The 17,478-nt window shown below is 69.7% G+C and carries 19 protein-coding genes; 6 read left to right on the top strand and 13 right to left on the bottom strand.

Annotated elements, in window-relative coordinates; all coding sequences use genetic code 11:
- Positions 1-291 precede the first annotated feature (291 nt).
- Positions 292-660: an STAS domain-containing protein gene (locus tag NRF20_RS17820; RefSeq protein WP_398632082.1), complete on the top strand. Its 369-nt coding sequence runs from the start codon at positions 292-294 to the stop codon at positions 658-660.
- Between the two features lie 55 nt (positions 661-715).
- Here the strand turns inward: NRF20_RS17820 and NRF20_RS17815 are convergent, their stop codons facing one another.
- The 4 genes from NRF20_RS17815 to NRF20_RS17800 all read right to left on the bottom strand — a co-directional run bounded on the left by NRF20_RS17815 (position 716) and on the right by NRF20_RS17800 (position 4,261).
- Positions 716-1,021 (bottom strand): hypothetical protein, encoded by a 306-nt coding sequence (locus NRF20_RS17815; protein ID WP_398632083.1) that lies wholly within the window; start codon positions 1,019-1,021, stop codon positions 716-718.
- Complete coding sequence (locus NRF20_RS17810; protein ID WP_398632084.1) at positions 1,018-2,007, bottom strand: sigma-70 family RNA polymerase sigma factor; 990 nt, start codon at positions 2,005-2,007, stop codon at positions 1,018-1,020. Before NRF20_RS17810 ends, NRF20_RS17815 begins: the two co-directional genes overlap by 4 nt.
- Before the next feature lie 106 nt (positions 2,008-2,113).
- Complete coding sequence (locus tag NRF20_RS17805) at positions 2,114-2,830, bottom strand: L,D-transpeptidase family protein (RefSeq protein WP_398632085.1); 717 nt, start codon at positions 2,828-2,830, stop codon at positions 2,114-2,116.
- Positions 2,831-2,938: 108 nt separating this feature from the next.
- Complete coding sequence (locus tag NRF20_RS17800; protein ID WP_398632086.1) at positions 2,939-4,261, bottom strand: MFS transporter; 1,323 nt, start codon at positions 4,259-4,261, stop codon at positions 2,939-2,941.
- 62 nt (positions 4,262-4,323) lie between these two features.
- On the opposite strand from NRF20_RS17800, the gene NRF20_RS17795 reads away from it, so the two are divergent.
- Positions 4,324-5,277: a LysR family transcriptional regulator gene (locus tag NRF20_RS17795; protein ID WP_398632087.1), complete on the top strand. Its 954-nt coding sequence runs from the start codon at positions 4,324-4,326 to the stop codon at positions 5,275-5,277.
- 84 nt (positions 5,278-5,361) lie between these two features.
- On the opposite strand, the gene NRF20_RS17790 is transcribed toward NRF20_RS17795, so the two are convergent.
- From NRF20_RS17790 to NRF20_RS17780, 3 genes are all read right to left on the bottom strand, one after another.
- Positions 5,362-7,134, bottom strand: a complete 1,773-nt coding sequence (locus NRF20_RS17790; protein ID WP_398632088.1) for an RICIN domain-containing protein — start codon at positions 7,132-7,134, stop codon at positions 5,362-5,364.
- Between the two features lie 283 nt (positions 7,135-7,417).
- Positions 7,418-8,392: a helix-turn-helix domain-containing protein gene (locus tag NRF20_RS17785; protein ID WP_413754570.1), complete on the bottom strand. Its 975-nt coding sequence runs from the start codon at positions 8,390-8,392 to the stop codon at positions 7,418-7,420.
- Positions 8,393-8,714: 322 nt separating this feature from the next.
- The gene (locus NRF20_RS17780; protein WP_398632089.1) at positions 8,715-9,476 is read right to left on the bottom strand and encodes an alpha/beta hydrolase family protein; all 762 of its coding nucleotides are present in this window, start codon (positions 9,474-9,476) and stop codon (positions 8,715-8,717) included.
- A 103-nt stretch (positions 9,477-9,579) separates the two neighbouring features.
- Between NRF20_RS17780 and NRF20_RS17775 the strand changes: the two genes are divergently transcribed.
- Together NRF20_RS17775 and NRF20_RS17770 are read left to right on the top strand one after the other, a co-directional pair.
- Positions 9,580-10,734 carry an adenosine deaminase gene (locus NRF20_RS17775; RefSeq protein ID WP_398632090.1) on the top strand — a complete coding sequence of 385 codons (1,155 nt, stop codon included), beginning with the start codon at positions 9,580-9,582 and terminating at the stop codon, positions 10,732-10,734.
- 136 nt (positions 10,735-10,870) lie between these two features.
- Positions 10,871-11,188 (top strand): hypothetical protein, encoded by a 318-nt coding sequence (locus NRF20_RS17770; protein ID WP_398632091.1) that lies wholly within the window; start codon positions 10,871-10,873, stop codon positions 11,186-11,188.
- 75 nt (positions 11,189-11,263) lie between these two features.
- Here the strand turns inward: NRF20_RS17770 and NRF20_RS17765 are convergent, their stop codons facing one another.
- From NRF20_RS17765 to afsQ1, 5 genes are all read right to left on the bottom strand, one after another.
- Positions 11,264-11,464, bottom strand: a complete 201-nt coding sequence (locus tag NRF20_RS17765; protein WP_114246256.1) for a PspC domain-containing protein — start codon at positions 11,462-11,464, stop codon at positions 11,264-11,266.
- 94 nt (positions 11,465-11,558) lie between these two features.
- Positions 11,559-12,107, bottom strand: coding sequence for a VanZ family protein (locus NRF20_RS17760; protein WP_398632092.1), 549 nt, complete (start codon positions 12,105-12,107; stop codon positions 11,559-11,561).
- A gap of 128 nt (positions 12,108-12,235) precedes the next feature.
- A complete protein-coding gene (locus NRF20_RS17755; RefSeq protein ID WP_398632093.1) occupies positions 12,236-12,853 on the bottom strand; it encodes a hypothetical protein in 618 nt (205 codons plus the stop codon).
- Positions 12,850-14,388: an ATP-binding protein gene (locus tag NRF20_RS17750; protein ID WP_398632094.1), complete on the bottom strand. Its 1,539-nt coding sequence runs from the start codon at positions 14,386-14,388 to the stop codon at positions 12,850-12,852. Before NRF20_RS17750 ends, NRF20_RS17755 begins: the two co-directional genes overlap by 4 nt.
- Positions 14,385-15,062, bottom strand: coding sequence for a two-component system response regulator AfsQ1 (afsQ1, locus tag NRF20_RS17745; RefSeq protein ID WP_176729344.1), 678 nt, complete (start codon positions 15,060-15,062; stop codon positions 14,385-14,387). The genes NRF20_RS17750 and afsQ1 overlap by 4 nt, the downstream gene beginning before the upstream one ends.
- 192 nt (positions 15,063-15,254) lie before the next feature.
- On the opposite strand from afsQ1, the gene NRF20_RS17740 reads away from it, so the two are divergent.
- Positions 15,255-16,055: a SigE family RNA polymerase sigma factor gene (locus tag NRF20_RS17740; RefSeq protein WP_413752877.1), complete on the top strand. Its 801-nt coding sequence runs from the start codon at positions 15,255-15,257 to the stop codon at positions 16,053-16,055.
- A 197-nt stretch (positions 16,056-16,252) separates the two neighbouring features.
- On the opposite strand, the gene NRF20_RS17735 is transcribed toward NRF20_RS17740, so the two are convergent.
- Positions 16,253-16,960, bottom strand: coding sequence for a uridine kinase (locus NRF20_RS17735; RefSeq protein WP_398632096.1), 708 nt, complete (start codon positions 16,958-16,960; stop codon positions 16,253-16,255).
- 63 nt (positions 16,961-17,023) lie between these two features.
- On the opposite strand from NRF20_RS17735, the gene NRF20_RS17730 reads away from it, so the two are divergent.
- Positions 17,024-17,440, top strand: a complete 417-nt coding sequence (locus NRF20_RS17730) for a hypothetical protein (RefSeq protein ID WP_398632097.1) — start codon at positions 17,024-17,026, stop codon at positions 17,438-17,440.
- The last annotated feature ends 38 nt before the right edge of the window (positions 17,441-17,478 follow it).

Genomic DNA, 17,478 nt, shown 5'->3' with positions numbered 1-17,478 from the left:
CTCACGTGTCTGCGCAACTCTCCCCCTGGAGAATCAGGCGGCCCCCTGAGGGGCCACTGGTCAGTCGGTACCGATGGGACGCCGGTACCGACCGGTTCACGTACCTAGAGGGGGAATTGAGCGAAAGGGTTCACAGAAACCGCACAGATCAAGGGAGTTGACGGAAGTTGATCCATTGGCTCCTTACCGGCCGGGCGGCCGAGGGGCGGGTGGGAGCAGCTACTGGGCGGGTACGGGAGTGCACCGGGCCGGGGCGCCGGTCGGGCGGCGAGAGTGCGGATGCGGGCAGCGATGAGTTTCGGCCGCCGCTCCGGTCTCCCTGATGTGGAAGCCATGACCCCGATCGTTCTCGTCGTCACCGGCCGCGTCACGCTGGCCGCCGTGCCGGGACTCTGTGCCGAGCTGGAGTCACTGCTCTACGACCCCGTGGGCGCCGTCCGCGACCCGGGCGCCGGGGTGGACTGTGACGTGGGCGGGGTCGTACAGGCGGATCTGGTCCTGGTCGAGGCGATCGCGCGGCTGGGGCTCGTCGCACGCCGTGCGGGCGGCAGGCGGCTGCGGCTGCGCAATGTGCCACCCGAACTGCAGAGCCTGCTCGACCTGGTGGGGCTGGCCGATGTGGTGGACGTGGGGTGCGGGGCTGCGGGGAACGAGGCCTGAAGGGGCGGTGTTTCGGGGAGCGCGCGCCCCCGTCCGTTCCTGCCCCGCCCGACGTTCAGTCCCCGCTCGGGCCCGCCGGGCTCCGTCCCTTCAACCGTGCGCAGACCGATTGTCTGACCACGCCGATGTCCGGGACCGCCGTCGCTGTGGGGAACGGTGACGCCCTGAAGGACAAGGTCGCGTCGTCGCAGCCGTTCTCCGGCTGCGGTCCCGGCTCACCGCCGGGCGCTGTGGTCCGGACGGTCCCGGGCGTGGGCCCGTCGATGGCGACGGGCTCACCCAGCCACTGGGTCAGCCCCCAGCCACCGGCCGCGAGCACCACCCAGCCCGTCACCAGCACGTTCCGTACGCCGCGCCTCATGCCGCGTCGGCGTCGAGATGATCCGGCAGACCGAACAGCGGGAACCAGCGGGGTGTGTCCAGGAAGCAGTGCATCCCCGTGATGGAGCCCTCCGAGACGTCGATGACCTGCACCGCCCACGGCACGAACCCCGGCCCGTCCGGATCCGGCTTGTAGTGCGCGAACGCCGGGGTGCCGTTCGCCGCCGTCGCCACCAGCCGTGAGCCTTCGCAGCTCGCACCGATGGTCCGCATGAAGCCGGTGATGTCGTCGTGCCCCTGGAGCCAGAGGTCGAACGGCGGCATGGTCATCACGGCGTCCTCATGGAGCAGCGCGGTCAGCGCCGCCATGTCGTACCCCTCGAAGGCCGCGACGTACCGATCGAGGAGCTTGCGCTGCTCCTCGTCGAGCGGATCGGCGGTGTCGGCGGTCAGACCTTCATGGTCCGCGAGGGTCGCGCGCGCCCGCTGGAGGGCGCTGTTCACCGAGGCGACCGACGTTTCGAGCAGCTCGGCGACCTCGCTCGCCTTCCAGGCCAGCACCTCGCGCAGGATCAGTACGGCCCGCTGCTTGGGCGGCAGATGCTGCAACGCGGCGACGAACGCGAGTCGCACCGACTCCCGGGCCACCGCGGCCTCCGCCGGGTCGGCCACCGACGGCAGGATCCGCCCGTCCGGCATCGGCTCCAGCCAGGTGTTCTCCGGCAACGGGTTGAGCGCCGCCTGGGCGAGCGGCGTCGGGCCCGTCAGATCGACGGGACGGGCCCGCTTGTTGCCCGCGTTCAGCATGTCCAGACAGACGTTGGTGGCGATGCGGTACAACCAGGACCGCAACGAGGAACGCCCCTCGAACTTCTCGAAGTTGCGCCAGGCACGCACCAGCGTGTCCTGTACCGCGTCCTCCGCCTCGAAGGCCGAGCCGAGCATCCGGTAGCAGTAGCCGGTCAGCTCGACCCGGTGTCCCTCCAGCCGGCTGTCGAGGTCCGCCGTCGCTGTCTGATCACTCATCGCTCCACCCCTGTTGCGCTGTGACGCCACTCATTTCAGCACTTCGGAAGCTACAGCAGGGCACTGACAACGGGGGCGGGAAGTGCCGTAGCGGCACACCTTCCGGTCACGTTCCGGGCTTGCGTCCGTACACGTACACGTCGTCGCCGTTCTTCAGCAGATTCCAGTACGACTTCGCGTCGGCGCCGCGCATGTTGACGCAGCCGTGCGACCCCGGCGGGTTCCACATCTTCAGGCCCACCGAGTGGAACGCCTGTCCGCCGTCGAAGAACTGGGCGTACGGCATCGACACGTGGTAGATCGACGAAACGTGGTTGATGTGCCGCATGTAGATCTTCTTGGACCCGGTGCGGGTCTCGTATCCGTTGCGGCCGCTGCGGATCGGCACCGGACCGAACTTCAGCTTGCTGCCGTCCTGGATCCAGCTCAGCTGCCGGGTCAGGTCCACACACGCGATGCGCCCCTTGTTGGTGGGGCACTTCTTGTCCTTGTTCGGGTTCTTGCCGGCCGCTTTCTGGGCCGTGAGCGTCTTCATCGTGCGCCAGGTGACCGGCCCCGCGTAACCGATGTCCGGGGTGACCCCGTAGGTGCGCTGGAACGACCGGATCGCCTTGCAGTCGGCGGCCGACTGCTTGCCGTCGACCGGCCGGTGCAGATACTTCTCGACCTGCTTCTGGTACGGCCCGGTGGACGTCGTGCAGGACGCCGCCTGCGCGGATCCGCCGGTGCCCAGGACGAGGGCGGGCGCCGCCATCAGACCGGCGACGGACAGCGCGAGTGCGCGCCGCGTCCGGACCCCTCGTATGTTCCCTGCGACTCTCATGTACGCCAACTCCCCTTCGCGCGCCGTGAGGTGCTTCCGCCTGCTAGACGCGCGTCGGGGAGTGGATGGTTGTGCGTCGTATGTCTCAGTTCTGTACGGGCGCCCGGCTCAGTTCTGTACGGACGCCACCGGCACGAGCCGGCGACGCTCGGCGCGTGCGGCTCGCGTGCCGTACAGCGTGATCGAGACGACGCCGAGGACCGCGAGCAGCCCCAGCGATACGGTCCCGGCCCACCCCCCGGCGTGGAAGGCGACCGCGCCGAGCGTGCCGCCCGCGCTGGAGCCCAGGTAGTACGCGGACTGGTAGAGCGCCGACGCCTGGGCACGTCCCTTCGTCGCCGTACGGCTCACGGACGAGGAGGCGACCGCGTGCCCGGCGAAGAAGCCCGCCGTGATCAGGACCAGGCCGAGGAGTACGGCGGCCAGCTGGTCGGCGAGCGAGAGCAGCAGACCGGCGGCCGTGGTGGAGACGGCCAGGTACAGCGCGCCCCGTCGGCCGAGCCGGGCGACCAGCCGGCCGGCCGCGGCGGAGGAGACAGTACCGACGAGATAGACCAGGAAGATCGAGCCGACGACCCCCTGCGGGAGGTTGAACGGCGCCTCCACCAGGCGGTAGCCGATCACCGTGTAGACCGCGCCGAACACCGTCATGAACAGTGCGCCGATCGCGTACAGCCGGCGCAGCAGCGGATCGGCGAGGTGCCCGCCCACGGTCTTCGCGAGTGCCTTCGGGTTCAGCGAACCGGGGGTGAAGTGCCGGGCCCGGGGGATCATGAAGTGGAAGACGACCGCGCAGGCCGCGGCCAGCAGCCCGACCGCGCCGAGCGCCGCCCGCCAGCCCCACAGCTGGGCGACCCAGCCGGTGAGGATACGGCCGCTCATCCCGCCGATGCTGTTGCCCGCCACGAACAGTCCGATCGCGGCGACCAGCGCCTTCGGCCGTACCTCCTCCGCCAGATACGCCATCGCGGATGCGGGCAGTCCGGCCAGCGCCGCGCCCTGGACGGCGCGCAGCGCGATCAGCCAGCCCAGCGAGGGCGCGAACGGCACAAGCAGCCCGACCAGTACGGCGACCGTCAGCGAGGCGGTCATCATCTGCCGCCGCCCGAACCGCTCGGAGAGCGCGCTCATCGGCAGCACACACAGCGCCAGCGCGCCCGTCGCGGCGGAGACCGTCCAGCTGGCCTGTCCGGCCGTGGCGCCGAGGGAGGCGGAGACGGCGGGCAGCAGGGCCTGGGTGGAGTAGAGGAGAGCGAAGGTCGCGACACCGGCGGCGAAGAGCGCGAAGCTCATCCGGCGGTAGCCGGGGCGGCCGGGTTCGAGACGGTCCGGCGCGGCAGGGGCGGCGGTGGGGACAGCGGCGGCGACGGGGGACGGCTGGGGCGAGGCGGCCACGGTGAGGGTGGACGCCCCGGTACTGGCAGGAGGCATGGTTCAAAAGTAGGACTCCCGGTTTCATGCGTCCAATGCATGAACTCGTCATAATCGTTCCCATGGTGCATGAACGCAGCTCACAGCCACGGCTGTCACCCAGTAGTTACGAAGAAGACATTCGCGCAGTCCTCGCGCCGCGGCTGGCACACTTCGAGGCGGTGGCCCGCCACGAGCACGTCACCCGCGCCGCGCACGAGCTCGGCGTCCCGCAGTCGACGCTCTCGCGGTCGATGGTCAGGCTCGAACAGGACCTGGGAGTCGCCCTGTTCGCCCGCAAGGGCCGAACCGTCTCCCTCACCCCCGCGGGCCGCACCTTTCTGGGCTCCGCCGAGCGGGCCCTCGCCGAGGTCGAGAAGGCCGCCGACTCGGTACGGGCAGACGCCGACCCGGCCACCGGCAAGGTCGCCTTCGGCTTTCTGCACACCATGGGGTCCGAGACCGTGCCCGCCCTGATCCGAGCCTTCCGCGTCGACCACCCCCGGGTCCGCTTCCAGCTGGTGCAGAACTACGGCGAGGCGATGATCGAACGCCTCCGGTCCGGCGGCCTCGACCTCTGCCTCACCTCACCCGTCCCGGACGCCCCCGATCTGGTCGCCCGCCGCCTCGACGAACAGCGGCTGCGCCTCGTCGTCCCCGAGGACCACCGCCTCGCCTCGCGCCGCCGCATCCGACTGGCGGAGGCCGCCGACGAAAAGTTCGTCACCCTCGAACCCGGGTACGGCCTGCGGCGGATCACCGACGACCTGTGCGCGGAGGCGGGCTTCGCGCCACGTGTCGCCTTCGAGGGTGAGGAGGCGGAGACCTTGCGCGGCCTGGTCGCGGCCGGCCTCGGCGTGGCCCTGCTGCCACCACCCGCGGTGGCCCGCCCCGGTGTCGTGGAACTCACCGTCACGGCACCGAGGGCGGCCCGCGAGATCGGCGTCGCCTGGCTGGACGGCCACCCGGACACCCCGCCGGTGGCCGCCTTCAAACGCTTTCTGCTGTCGCGCCGGGGCCATCTGCTGCCGGACTGAACGGGGCGGGGCGCTGTACACCATCTCCGGGAACGCGACGGCCCGCCGGGTTTCCCGGCGGGCCGTCAGAGGCGAGTGTTCAAGTCACACGTTGGGGGCGGTCCTGGAGATGGTCCAGCGCTCGTCCTGTGAGCCGTTGCAGGTCCACTGGATGAGCTGGCTGCCCTTTTGGGCAGCGGAGCCCAGGCCCAGGCACTTGCCCGAGTAGACGTTCCGCAGCTCGTGGGTGTCCTGGTCGTACCACCACTTCTCGTCCACCTTGGTATTGCAGGTGTACTGGATCATGCCCTTGCCGTCGGCCAGGCTGTTGCCGGTGCCCAGGCACTTGCCGGAGTGCGTGTTCTGGATGAAGTAGGCGGGGTTGCCGTTGTTGTCCTTGGTCTCCTCGAACACCCAGCGCTCGTCCTGGGCGTTGTTGCAGCCCCACTGGATGACCGGCCTGCTGTTCTCGATCTTGCTGCCGACGCCCGAGCACAGCTTGCTGTAGTCGTTGTACAGGTACTGGTAGTTGTCGGCCATCCGTGGCAGCAGGGAGAAGACGACGCGCTTGCCGTTGCGCTCGTTCATGCCCCACAGGCGGCCCGAGGAGAACGAGAAGGACAGGTTCTGGGTGAGGGGCGGCGTGCGGGTGAGGATCGATACGGGGCCGTTCGGCTTGGCCTGCCAGATGCAGTAGTAGGCGTCTTTGCTCGCGGGGTTGGTGACTCCCATGTGGCCCGTGTCGCACATGGCTGACATGTAGTAGTACGTGCCGTCGGTGGCCACGCCCTGCAAGCCGTGGACAGGAGCGGCGTAGGCGGCCTCCGCCTTGACGGGGGACGTACCGCCCTCACCGAGGTGTTCGATCGGCCAGCGGATCACGTCCACAGGGGGGGTACGTTCGGCATTCCCGTACCGCCCGGAGACCAAGCGCGGCGGTGACGTGCTGCGGTCCAGGCTCAAGGAGCTCAGACACGCTATGGCTCCGTCGCAGTTCATATCGGAGCGATCGGCCGGCTCGGCCGCGTCCTGCTGGGCCTTGGTGCGGTTCGAGTAGCGGGCGACCATGGGCAGGGCCCACTGGTGGTATTCGGCCGAGGACGTGCCGCCCGAGATGCCCGACTTATCGGAGAGGGAGTTCACCTTCCACAGGTGGTCGAGGTCGTAGATCTGCAGTTCGCCGCCGTTGGCCACGAACAGCCTGTTCCCGTACCAGACCATGCCGTCGGCGTGGATGTCGTCGACCGAGGTGAACTGGGGGTTGGCCCGGCTGCCGGTGGGCTGGACGAGCAGGACGTGCCCGTAGGTCCGCTCCGTGCCGGTCGATTCGAGGATGGAGACGCGGGCCTTCTTGTTGCGGTCGTTGTCCCCGTCCCCGACGCCGTAGTACCAGGTCGCCATGTACAGGTGGTGGCCGTCGACCGTGCCGCTCGGGTCCGCGTCGTGGGAGGCGGTGAAGCCCTGCGGATGCCAGCCATTGGCCCAGGCATTGGTCTTGTCGTCCGTCTCGTCCCAGCAGAAGCCGTTGTACTTGAACGTGCCGTTGATGCCGGTCGTGTGGCAGAGGGAGCGGCCGATGTGCTGCTTCGACTGGGCGACGCTCAGCGGGGAGACCCGCGTCACGACGCCCTTCGCCTCGGCCCCCTCGATCACCGAGCGTGCCGTCTGGCCCTCGTCAACACCTGGCATCTCCCGCGGATGGAGAGCGAAGCCGGACGCGTCCTCGCTCTTGAACGGCCTGCCCGCGTCCTCGATCTTGGCGGGGTCGTTGGCGGCGACCGCCTGCTGGGCGCCCGATATCAGCGCCGCCAACGAGGACAGGGCGACCAGCGCCGCTGTGATCCGTCCTCTGCGACGGTCCCGTTGCTTGGCAATCATGTGGCCGTACCCCGATTCATCGGTGAAATCGATGCAAAGTGTGATCGATTTTTCTTGAGTGGATATGTGGTGATAGTTCGTCAGGTCGCGGGATGGTTTGGGGTAAAGGGTGACCGGTGCGGGCTGGGCGGGGTGAACAGTCCGGGTTCGGGTTCGGGCCAGAACGGGTTCGACAACCCAGCGGGACGACCGGGCCCACTTTCCGTCACGGACGTCCTCCAGGATGCCTACGTGAGGCGGCCAGGTCGTTAGCACTGAGTGCACAACTGCGTTCGCAATGGGTTCACTCGCGGTCGTGGAGGGCTTGGTGCCGGTGGTCCTTGGGCGTGGTGCCGTAGGCCGCGCGGTAAGCGCGGCTGAAGTCGGCTGCGCGGGGGAATCCCCAGCGGGCGGCGATGGCGTGGATGGGGGTGGTGCGGAGCGCGGGGTCGGTGAGGTCGCGGTGGGCCGCCTCCAGGCGCAGGCGGCGTATCCACGCGGCGACTGTGGCGTCTGCGTCCTGGAAGAGGCGGTGCAGGTAGCCGGTGGAGATGTGGTGTGCGGCGGCAATGGTGCTCGGGGTGAGATGCGGGTCGTGCAGGTGCTCTCGGATGAACGCCTGGATGCGAAAGGTGAGGGCCCGCTGGTGCGTCTCCGGGGGCAGGCAGTCGTCGGCTTCGAGCAGATGGGCGAAGAGCGCGGCGACCAGCGGGGTCGCGATGGAGGCCAGCCGCGACCGGTCGGAGGGCTGGTACGCGGCCGAGTCCGCGATCAACCGGGTGAGGAACTGTGCCAGCAGGGCACCCATGCCTTCCCGGGCCGACACCGGCGCTCCGACGATCCGGCCGGCCATGTCGCGAGGCAGTGGCAGCAGGGCCTTGGGAACCTCCAGCGCCACAGTCTGGACCAGGTCGCCGGTGCTGTAGACGTCGTTCGGCAGCGACGACGAGTTGATGAACAGGTCGTACGGCTTGTACTCGGTCTCCCGGTGCCGCCACACGCCCGCCCCGCTCCCGCGTACGACGAGTGACAAGTGGTATGCCTCGGGGTCGGACTGCCGGATCAGCTTCGGCGTGCGCCGGAACACCAGCGGCTGGAACGTGGCAGACCACACGGTGACGGCACCGAGGTCCAGCACGCGCTGGGAGGCCTGGAAGTCGTCGGTGTGGTCGCTGCGCAGGTCCATGGGCGCATGGGTACGGCCCAAGAGCTCGGTCCAGTAGTTGAACCGGTCCGCCGCCGACACGTCTTCGCTGCGGAACACCATCTCGTCCAACAACTGTCGTCTCACCGTTCCTGAAACCGCAGGTCAAATGCTCTCCGGGGGATGACGGGGCAGCTGAACGCCCCGGTTCCACTCGCGCCGGGCGGGTGCCGAAGGGTCGCTCACTCACACGACCTGCGGGACACGGCCTGGTGGCTGCCGACATCAGCAGCCCGCCCCACCCCCGTTAGCTGAGCGCAGGTCACGAGTGAGCAGGCCCAGACAGTGCTGCACTGCCTGGGCTCAGCCGACGGGCTGCCGGACAGGCGGTCGCCGTCCAGCCGTCCTTGCGATCACCGCGCACCCGCTCCACGGGCCGGTACCCGCCCCGGCCTCTTCAGTCCCTCAGTGATCTCCCGAACCCCGCGGCCAGCGGCATCCGCAACCCCAGCGGTGGCGGCGCCGCCAGGGCATCGGCGACCGGGCGGGCGTATGCCCGGCCGAAGAGCGATCCGCGGACGAAGTCCGTTGCCAGGGCCACCACTTCGGCCCGGTGCTGGCGCAGACCGTGGCCGTCCGAGTGGACCTCGAAGCGGCAGGTGTCGCGGTTGGCCTTCTTGGCGCGTTCGGCCAGGCGGAAGGAGAGTTCGGGGTCGGTGCGGGCATCGTTCGTACCGTGGACGAGCAGGACCTGCCGGCCGAGCAGATGTTTCACCGGTTCCGGCTCGCTCGTCACGTTCTCGGGCAGCCAAGGGGCCATCGCCAGCACGGAGTTGACCGCCGCGTGGCCGCCCGCGCGGAGGGCGGCGCGGCCGCCCATACCGTGGCCGGCGAGGCAGACGGGCACGTCGCCGTAGCGTCGTACGACCTCGTCCACCGCCCATCGGGCGTCCGCCGCGAGCTGCGCGTCGGTCGCGTTCCAGCCGCGGCAGCGGTAGCGCACGACATGCGCGGTGAGCCCGTCCTCCCGGCCCGCGCGGGCCAGGGTCCGGGCCAGCGGAAGCTGGAGGGCGTACGAGAGGGGGGAGGGGCGGCGATGCGAGTCGGCCTCGCCGTCCGGGAGCAGCAGAACCACGCCGCTGACCGCAGATGGTGCTCCGGCCGTCCTGACGGCCCGTCCCAGCCTCGCAGCAGGCAGGGGGAGTGCGCGCTGTGCCATAACAGAACAGTGTCAGAAGGACAGGTGTACTCCACCCGTATTCGCGGTCACTGTTACGTATCGGCAAGCGACAATCTACGCGCGTAGGCGTTAGAGTGCCCAGATGATGAGCCCGACCCTCCATGTGCCCGGCCAGGATCAGATCCGGCGTGCCCCCAAGGTTCTTCTCCACGACCATCTCGACGGCGGCCTGCGCCCGGGAACGATCGTCGACCTCGCCCTCGCGAGCGGCTACGACGGACTCCCCGAGACCGAGCCCGACAAGCTCGGCATCTGGTTCCGCGAGGCGGCCGACTCCGGATCGCTGGAGCGCTACCTGGAGACGTTCGCCCACACCTGCGCCGTCATGCAGACCCGCGACGCGCTGGTCCGGGTGGCCGCCGAATGCGCCGAGGACCTGGCCGCGGACGGTGTCGTGTACGCCGAGGTGCGGTATGCCCCGGAGCAGCACCTGGAGGCCGGGCTGACCCTCGAAGAGGTCGTCGAGGCGGTCAACGAGGGCTTCCGCAAGGGCGAGCAGCGGGCCCGCCTGGACGGGCACCGCATCCGTATGGGTGCCCTCCTCACCGCGATGCGGCACGCCGCCCGCTCCCTGGAGATCGCCGAGCTCGCCAACCGCTACCGGGACCAGGGTGTCGTCGGCTTCGACATCGCGGGCGCGGAGGCCGGCTTCCCGCCCACCCGGCACCTCGACGCCTTCGAGTACCTCAAGCGCGAGAACAACCACTTCACCATCCACGCGGGCGAGGCCTTCGGCCTGCCGTCGATCTGGCAGGCGCTCCAGTGGTGCGGCGCCGACCGGCTCGGTCACGGCGTCCGCATCATCGACGACATCGAGGTCGCCGAGGACGGCGGTGTGAAGCTCGGCCGCCTCGCCTCCTACGTACGGGACAAGCGCATCCCGCTGGAGCTGTGCCCTACCTCCAACCTCCAGACCGGCGCCGCCGCCTCGTACGCCGACCACCCCATCGGGCTGCTGCGGAAGCTGCATTTCCGGGCCACCGTGAACACGGACAACCGGCTGATGAGCGGTACGAGCATGAGCCATGAATTCGAGAAGCTGACCGAGACTTTCGGATACACGCTCGATGACATGCAGTGGTTCACCGTCAATGCGATGAAGTCGGCATTCATTCCTTTCGATGAACGTCTGGCGATGATCAATGACGTGATCAAGCCCGGATATGCCGAGCTGAAGTCCGAGTGGCTCTTCGAGCAGACCGCTGCGACCAGCGTGCCTTCCTCTTCCGCGGGCTGAACCACACCTCCGCGGGAAACGGCCGGGACTGCGAAACCCCGGCCGTTTTCCGCGTGTCGGCATGTTTGCGGGACGGGCAGTGGGCTGACTACGTTTCAGAGCCGCTCACATCCCCTTCCCCAAGGATGAATTTCACATGAAGCAGTCTGCTGTCAGGACTCTCGGCGTCGCCGCTCTCGGTGCCGCTTTCGCCGCTGCCGCCGCGGGGACCGCATCCGCCACCGTGCTGCCGGCCGACGCCGCGGCCACTGCCCTGCCGGTCGCCGGCTCGGCGGTGGAGAACGCCACCCGGACCCTGCCGGCCCAGGACACGGCCACCAAGCTGCTCGGCACCGGCCGGCAGAAGCTCGTCGGTGACGCCGCCACCCCGGTCAAGGGTCTGATCGGTGGTCTGCCCGCGGGCGGCCTGAGCACCAGCGGCCTGTCGACCAACGGTCTCCCGCTCGGCGGCTGAGCCCCCGTACACACGCCTGTGGGGCGGACACCCGAACCGGGTGTCCGCCCCACAGGCGTGTTGTGCGTACGCGGGTCACCAGGCGGCGGACGGCGTCTTCTCGGACGGGAACAGCACCCACAGCGCCAGGTAGAGCAGGAACTGCGGCCCCGGCAGCAGGCAGGAGACCAGGAAGATGATGCGCATGGTTCCCGCGGAGGTGCCGAAGCGCCTTGCCAGCGCTGCGCACACTCCGCCGATCATGCGTCCGTCACGGGGGCGGGCAAGTGCGGCCATGGTGAGCTCCTTCGCGAACCGTTGCTGAGGGAGCAGCTCCTTCGTGCTCCCGATGCATCCATGGTCGCCCGGCGAACAGGGGCAAAGCGTCGCTCTACGGTGCGATACCGACCCTGGGAATCGTCGGGGTCGATCCCTGAGCCGCCTCGTCCCTGGGGTGGGGCAACGCCCTGACCCGCTGCTGGTTCCTGCGGCGCAGCCGCGCCCGGCCCATGGGCACGACCAGCAGATGGGCGAGCGCCACACCGGTGGTGTTCAGCAGCAGCGAGTCGACGTCGACGACCTGCCCCGGCACCCCGGTCTGCGCCAGTTCGATGGCCAGCGAGATCAGCGCCCCCGCCGCGACGGTACGGGCCAGCGAGGCCCACGGGGAGACGAACAGCCGGCCCCCGGCCACCGGCAGCAGCACACCCAGCGGGGCGAGCAGCAGCAGCCCCTCACCGATCCGGCGGGCGGCCTCGACCGGGCCCAGGGACAGGTCCGCTCTGATACCGGCGAACGGTTGAAGATTCGAGGCGGTCATCCATGGCACATCGAGCGGGCGCAGCGTCAGCCACCCGACAAGCAGCAGATGCGCGAGGAGGAGGGATATCCCGGCCGCGCGGAAGCGGATGACAGCTTGACTGCCCGAACCTTGACGCACGCCCCCCAAGACGCGCCGGGCGGCAGGATCGGTTCCGCCCGGCCCGACGAACCCGGATCTCAGCCGTGACGGCGACAGACCCAGCCGGAAAGACAGCAGAACCGGCCGTCGGGCGCCCCGACCCTCGCTCAGGCCCCGGTCCCCGCCCCCAGCGTCGGTGCCGCCTTCGGCCTGGCCTTCGTCTCCGAGGTGCACAGATACCCACGCGGCGCATAGTTCCCCGGCCCGCCCAGCACCACCGTGCCGTCCGGTGCGAGCGACTCGCTCTCCGCGTACGTACACACGATCTGCGCCAGAGCCTCGGAGGGCAGGTCCTCCGGCTGCTCGCTGAGCCGCAGCGTGCCCTGCCGGTCGCCGTGGCGGGCCGCGCTGATCTGCAGGGTCGCCGGGACGGCCGTGGAGAACCCGGCCTGCCGCTCATCGACGGGCGGCTTCTGCTCCAGCTCGTCCAGGAGCGCCTGCGCGACCTGGACCCGGTCCGACTTCGTATCGCCGACCTGCACCGTACGGTCCACTGTGACCAGCTGCGAGGAACAGACCAGATAGATCTGTACGGGGATGCCCTGGAGGGCCTGGGTGGCGACGTCCTCCGCGGACATCGAGCACGGCACCTGGGACGGCGCGGCCCCGGCGTCCACCGGCACAGAGGTGGTCCTGATCCCGCAGCCCGCGGCCAGCACGGCCGTGATCGCGGCACCGGCCAGCGCCACGGCCGAACGGTGTGCCCGGCGGTTGCTGCCCATCACGTCGCGTCGCCCTCCTCGTCCTGAACCCCCGTGTCGTGATCCCCGGCGGAACGGGTGAGCGGCTCGGCATCGCGCGGCAAGCGCAGTACGAACACCGCGCCGTCGCCGTCCGGCGAGTTCGAGGCCGTGATGTCACCGCCGTGGATGTGTGCGTTCTCCATGGCGATCGACAGACCGAGACCACTGCCCTCGGAGCGCGGCCGGGAGGCGCTGGCCTTGTAGAACCGGTCGAAGACGTGCGGCAGGACGTCCTCGGGGATACCGGGGCCGTGGTCGCGGACCTCGATGACGAGTTCGTCGCCCTCGGTCCGTACCGAGACCCGTACCGGCGAACCGCCGTGCTTGAGCGCGTTGCCGATCAGATTCGCCAGGATCACATCGAGCCGGCGCGGGTCGAGGCGGACCATCATGCCGCGCTCGGCGTCCAGGTCCACCGCGTCCAGCCACGCGCGGGCGTCGATGCAGGCGGTGACCTGGTCGGCGACATCGACCGTGTCGAGGACGAGCCGGGCCGTACCCGCGTCGAAGCGGGTGACCTCCATCAGGTTCTCCACCAGGTCGTTGAGGCGCCGGGTCTCGCTCACCACGAGATGCACCGCGGGCGCGATCATCGGGTCCAGGCTGTCCGCCTCGTCCTCCAGTACTTCGGTGACGGCGGTCAACGCGGTGAGCGGGGTGCGCAGTTCGTGGGACATGTCGGCGACGAACCGCCGGCTCGCCTCGTCCCGCGCGCTCATGTCCGCGACCTTCTTCTCCAGCGAACTCGCGGTTCTGTTGAACGTACGGGAGAGATCGGCGAGTTCATCGGTGCCGGACACCACGAGCCTGGTGTCGAGCTTGCCCTCGCCGAGCTTGCGCGCGGCGTCACCGAGCCGTTGCACGGGCCGCAGCACGGTCGTCGCGGCGGCCTGCGCGAGCAGCGCCGAGCCGACCAGGGCGAGCCCCGTGGCGATCCCCAGCGACCAGGCGAGGGAGTTCAGATCCTGCCGCTCCTGGTCGAGCGACTTCAGCATGTAGCCGGTCGGGCCACCGCCGATGATCTTCGTGCCGCCCACCAGATACGGCGTACCGCGGATGCTGACCCGCTGCCAGAACAGGTGGTACTCGTACTTGTTGCCCGCCTCCACCGGCTGCTTCTTGTTGACCGCCTTCTGCAGCGACAGCGGCACGTTGTCGAGCGTGAAGGTGTCCAGATCGGAGTTGCCGACGATCGGCTTGCCGGTGTCGCGCTCGTCGACCAGCAGCACGCTGTAGCCGGGCGAGCTGCTCGCCATCTGCACGGCGGCGTTCTGCAGATCGTCCTTGGTGGGACGCAGCGGCAGCGAGGCCGCTCGGTTCTGCATCTCCTGGCGGAAGTCCCCGAGCGCGGAGTCCTGGGTACGCGTCAGTACGGCCTCGCGGTTCAGCCAGTACGCGATCCCCGAGGCGGACACTGCGGCGGTCAGCGCCACCAGCGCGAACACGACGACGAGACGCAGGCGCAGACTGGTCCAGCGAAGCCCGGTGAGCAGGCTCCGTTTGGCGGCGTCGCTCACTGAGGCGAATCCAGCCGGTAGCCCACACCCCGAACGGTACGGATCAGGGTCGGTGAGGACGGTACGTCCTCCACCTTGGCGCGCAGCCGCTGCACACAGGCGTCCACGAGCCGGGAGTCACCGAGGTAGTCGTGCTCCCAGACCAGCCGCAGCAGCTGCTGCCGCGACAGGGCCTGGCCCGGCCGGCGGCTCAGCTCCAGGAGGAGTCGCAGCTCGGTGGGCGTGAGCTGCAGATCCTCGCCGTTCTTGGTCACGGTCATCGCGGAGCGGTCGATCACCACGTTTCCGAAGGACGCGGAGTCGGTGGACTCGCGCTCGCCTCGGCGCAGTACCGCCCGGATCCGGGCGTCGAGCACCCGGCCCTGCACGGGTTTCACCACATAGTCGTCGGCACCGGACTCAAGCCCGACCACGACGTCGATGTCGTCGCTGCGCGCGGTCAGCAGAATGATCGGCAGCTGGTCGGTACGCCGGATGCGCCGGCACACCTCGAAACCGTCGATGCCGGGCAGCATCACATCCAGCACGATCAGATCCGGCCGCTGCTCACGCAGCAGTTTCAGGCCGTCCTCTCCCGTCGCCGCGGTGGCCACACGGTGGCCCTGGCGTGACAGCGAGAGTTCGAGGGCCGTGCGGATGGCATCGTCGTCCTCGATCAGCAACAGGAAAGGCACGCTGGTCATTCTGACTCATGGTGGAGCCCCAGTTCGACAGTTGGCGCCGACTCATACATCCGGCGCACCGGCGATGCACAGACGGCAGGCCCTGTGACAGGGCTGTGACAGTCGGGGGACAGGGCGATGAAACTGCCCCGGCAAGCTCGTTGGCACAAGGAACGGACGGACTCCACCGATGGGGGGCGCGAGATGAACGCAACTCACAGCACCACCGCAAGCGCAGTTGTCACGCGTCTCCACGATGTCGGCCGGAGCACCGAGAAGTCCGGCGCCGGAGGGGGAACCTCCCTGCTCGAGCGAAGCCGAGAGCTCGGGGGAGGGCGGGTGTGCGTTCGTGGCGTCGGGCGTCAGCACACGCCGTGCATGACGGTGGTTGACGCGCCTGTGGGGGCCAACGGGGGAAGCAACGGGGGAGCCGCGTACGGGGAGGTCATGGGGGAGCGGAAGTCCCCGGCGCAGGTCGAGGACGCCGAAACGGCGTTCACGGCCTACGTCCGGGAGCGCCGCGCCTCCCTGTACGCAACCGCCTACCACCTGACCGGAGACCGGTTCGAGGCCGAGGATCTGCTGCAGAGCGCCCTCTTCTCGACGTACCGGGCGTGGGACCGGATCAGCGACAAGGCGGCGGTCGGTGGCTATCTGCGCCGCACCATGACCAACCTGCACATCAGCGCCTGGCGCAGGCGCAAACTCAACGAGTACCCGACCGAGGAGCTGCCGGAGACGGCGGGCGACACGGACGCGATGCGCGGCACGGAACTGCGCGCCGTGCTCTGGCAGGCGCTGGCGCGGCTGCCGGAACTCCAGCGCACGATGCTGGTCCTGCGCTACTACGAGGGCCGCACCGACCCGGAGATCGCGGCCATACTCGGCATCAGTGTCGGCACGGTGAAGTCCAGCATCTGGCGGTCGCTCCGCCGGTTGCGCGAGGACGAGGTCCTCAGCTTCGGCCGTGACGAGCAGGAGTCCTTCGGCGAGCTGGTGGCCTGAGACGACGGGGGGATACGGGGGAAAGCGGGGCCGCTGCTTCGGGGGAGGCGGCGGTGCACGGGGGTACGGGGAGTGCTGCGGGGTCGGACGGGCCGGGGGGTCCAGTCCGGCCCCGTCGGCATGTGCGCAAGATCAAGCCCCTCCGGCGATCGAGGAGCGGGGGCCCGGGGGCAGTGCCCCCGGTCACGGGAAGCCCGCTACACCGTCCCCCGCGCCGCGGACGCCCGTCGGCAGCGTCCCGCCGCCGCGGCGGCCAGCCGTCCCAGTGCCTCCTCCTTGCCGCACGGATACGCGCCCAGCGCCGTCTGCCGCGCCACGATGCGCCGCTCCGCCCGCATCAGCCGCCACCCCCGCCGCAGGAGGAACGGCACCGACTTCCGTCCCTCCCGCAGATCCCGCAACAGCCGACGGCGGAACGTCGTCGTCGGACGGCCGCGCAGGCACAGCGCGTCGGCGAGCACGCCCAGCTCCTGGCACCGTTCGACTATGTCCGCCGCGAAGATCCCCTCGGCCACGAACAGCGGTGTGCGCTCGATGTGGAGGGCCTCCCGGTCGACCCGGGAGCTCGTGGCGATGTCGTACACAGGGACGTTCGTACGCCCTGTGCGGCACAGTTCCATGATCGAGGCGACCGCCGCATCGGCATCCCAGGACTGCGCGGAGTCCCAGTCGATGTCCATGCTGCCGGGAACGAGCGGCAGCGTGGGGTCGTCGCCCTCCTTGTAGAAGTCGTCCAGGCGCAGCACCGGCAGGTCGGTGCGGGCGGCGAGGGAGGACTTGCCGGAGCCGGAAGGGCCGGCGAGCAGCACGACACGGGTCGGGATCGGTTGGGAATTCACAGGACACGAGTGTGAGGCATTGACCCGCGCAGGGGATCCCCCGGTGCCTGTGTTGGTATCGAGCATCACACCTCAACTACTCTACGCACTCATACGGTTACTCAATGGTCACGATCAGGTGGGAAATCCATGGCACGTCACGCACTTTCCAAGTCCCGGCGCCGCGCCCTGCTGCGGGCAGGTCTGACCGTCACCGCGGTGGGTGCCGCGCTCGGTGCGGGGGGTGCGGCGGCCCAGGCGGCGCCGCTGCCCCTCGCACCGGCCGCGGGCGCCGACAGCAGCCTCGGCGGGGCCGGTGAGGCGACCGGGAGTGCGGCGACCGGGACGCTCGGGCACTCGCTCGAGAACGGCATCGCACCGGTGACGCATCTGCGCCTCGACCCGCTGGCCGGTACGGGTGTGGACCCGCTGGACAACGCGGTGGCAACGCAGGTCGCCGACTTCAAGCCGGTCTCCACGGCCGCCGTCACCGACCCCGTGACCAGCGGGGGCGCGCTGAAGGACCTGCCGGTGGTGGGGCAGGTGACAGAGGTGCTGCACGGCTGAGACGGACGCGGTCAGGGGTCGCGGACACCGGCACGGAT

Origin of the sequence: Streptomyces sp. R-74717 (genome assembly GCF_047305335.1) — a bacterium.
Lineage (GTDB): Bacteria > Actinomycetota > Actinomycetes > Streptomycetales > Streptomycetaceae > Streptomyces > Streptomyces atratus.
This window is presented reverse-complemented; position numbering and strand designations above follow the sequence as displayed.

Bases quoted from the DNA above. Each gene is read 5' to 3' on its own strand.
- NRF20_RS17820 (WP_398632082.1), top strand. From the start codon at position 292: ATGAGTTTCGGCCGCCGCTCCGGTCTCCCTGATGTGGAAGCCATGACC.
- NRF20_RS17815 (WP_398632083.1), bottom strand. From the start codon at position 1,021: ATGAGGCGCGGCGTACGGAACGTGCTGGTGACGGGCTGGGTGGTGCTC.
- NRF20_RS17810 (WP_398632084.1), bottom strand. From the start codon at position 2,007: ATGAGTGATCAGACAGCGACGGCGGACCTCGACAGCCGGCTGGAGGGA.
- NRF20_RS17805 (WP_398632085.1), bottom strand. From the start codon at position 2,830: ATGAGAGTCGCAGGGAACATACGAGGGGTCCGGACGCGGCGCGCACTC.
- NRF20_RS17800 (WP_398632086.1), bottom strand. From the start codon at position 4,261: ATGCCTCCTGCCAGTACCGGGGCGTCCACCCTCACCGTGGCCGCCTCG.
- NRF20_RS17795 (WP_398632087.1), top strand. From the start codon at position 4,324: ATGGTGCATGAACGCAGCTCACAGCCACGGCTGTCACCCAGTAGTTAC.
- NRF20_RS17790 (WP_398632088.1), bottom strand. From the start codon at position 7,134: ATGATTGCCAAGCAACGGGACCGTCGCAGAGGACGGATCACAGCGGCG.
- NRF20_RS17780 (WP_398632089.1), bottom strand. From the start codon at position 9,476: ATGGCACAGCGCGCACTCCCCCTGCCTGCTGCGAGGCTGGGACGGGCC.
- NRF20_RS17775 (WP_398632090.1), top strand. From the start codon at position 9,580: ATGATGAGCCCGACCCTCCATGTGCCCGGCCAGGATCAGATCCGGCGT.
- NRF20_RS17770 (WP_398632091.1), top strand. From the start codon at position 10,871: ATGAAGCAGTCTGCTGTCAGGACTCTCGGCGTCGCCGCTCTCGGTGCC.
- NRF20_RS17765 (WP_114246256.1), bottom strand. From the start codon at position 11,464: ATGGCCGCACTTGCCCGCCCCCGTGACGGACGCATGATCGGCGGAGTG.
- NRF20_RS17740 (WP_413752877.1), top strand. From the start codon at position 15,255: ATGAACGCAACTCACAGCACCACCGCAAGCGCAGTTGTCACGCGTCTC.
- NRF20_RS17735 (WP_398632096.1), bottom strand. From the start codon at position 16,960: ATGCTCGATACCAACACAGGCACCGGGGGATCCCCTGCGCGGGTCAAT.
- NRF20_RS17730 (WP_398632097.1), top strand. From the start codon at position 17,024: ATGGCACGTCACGCACTTTCCAAGTCCCGGCGCCGCGCCCTGCTGCGG.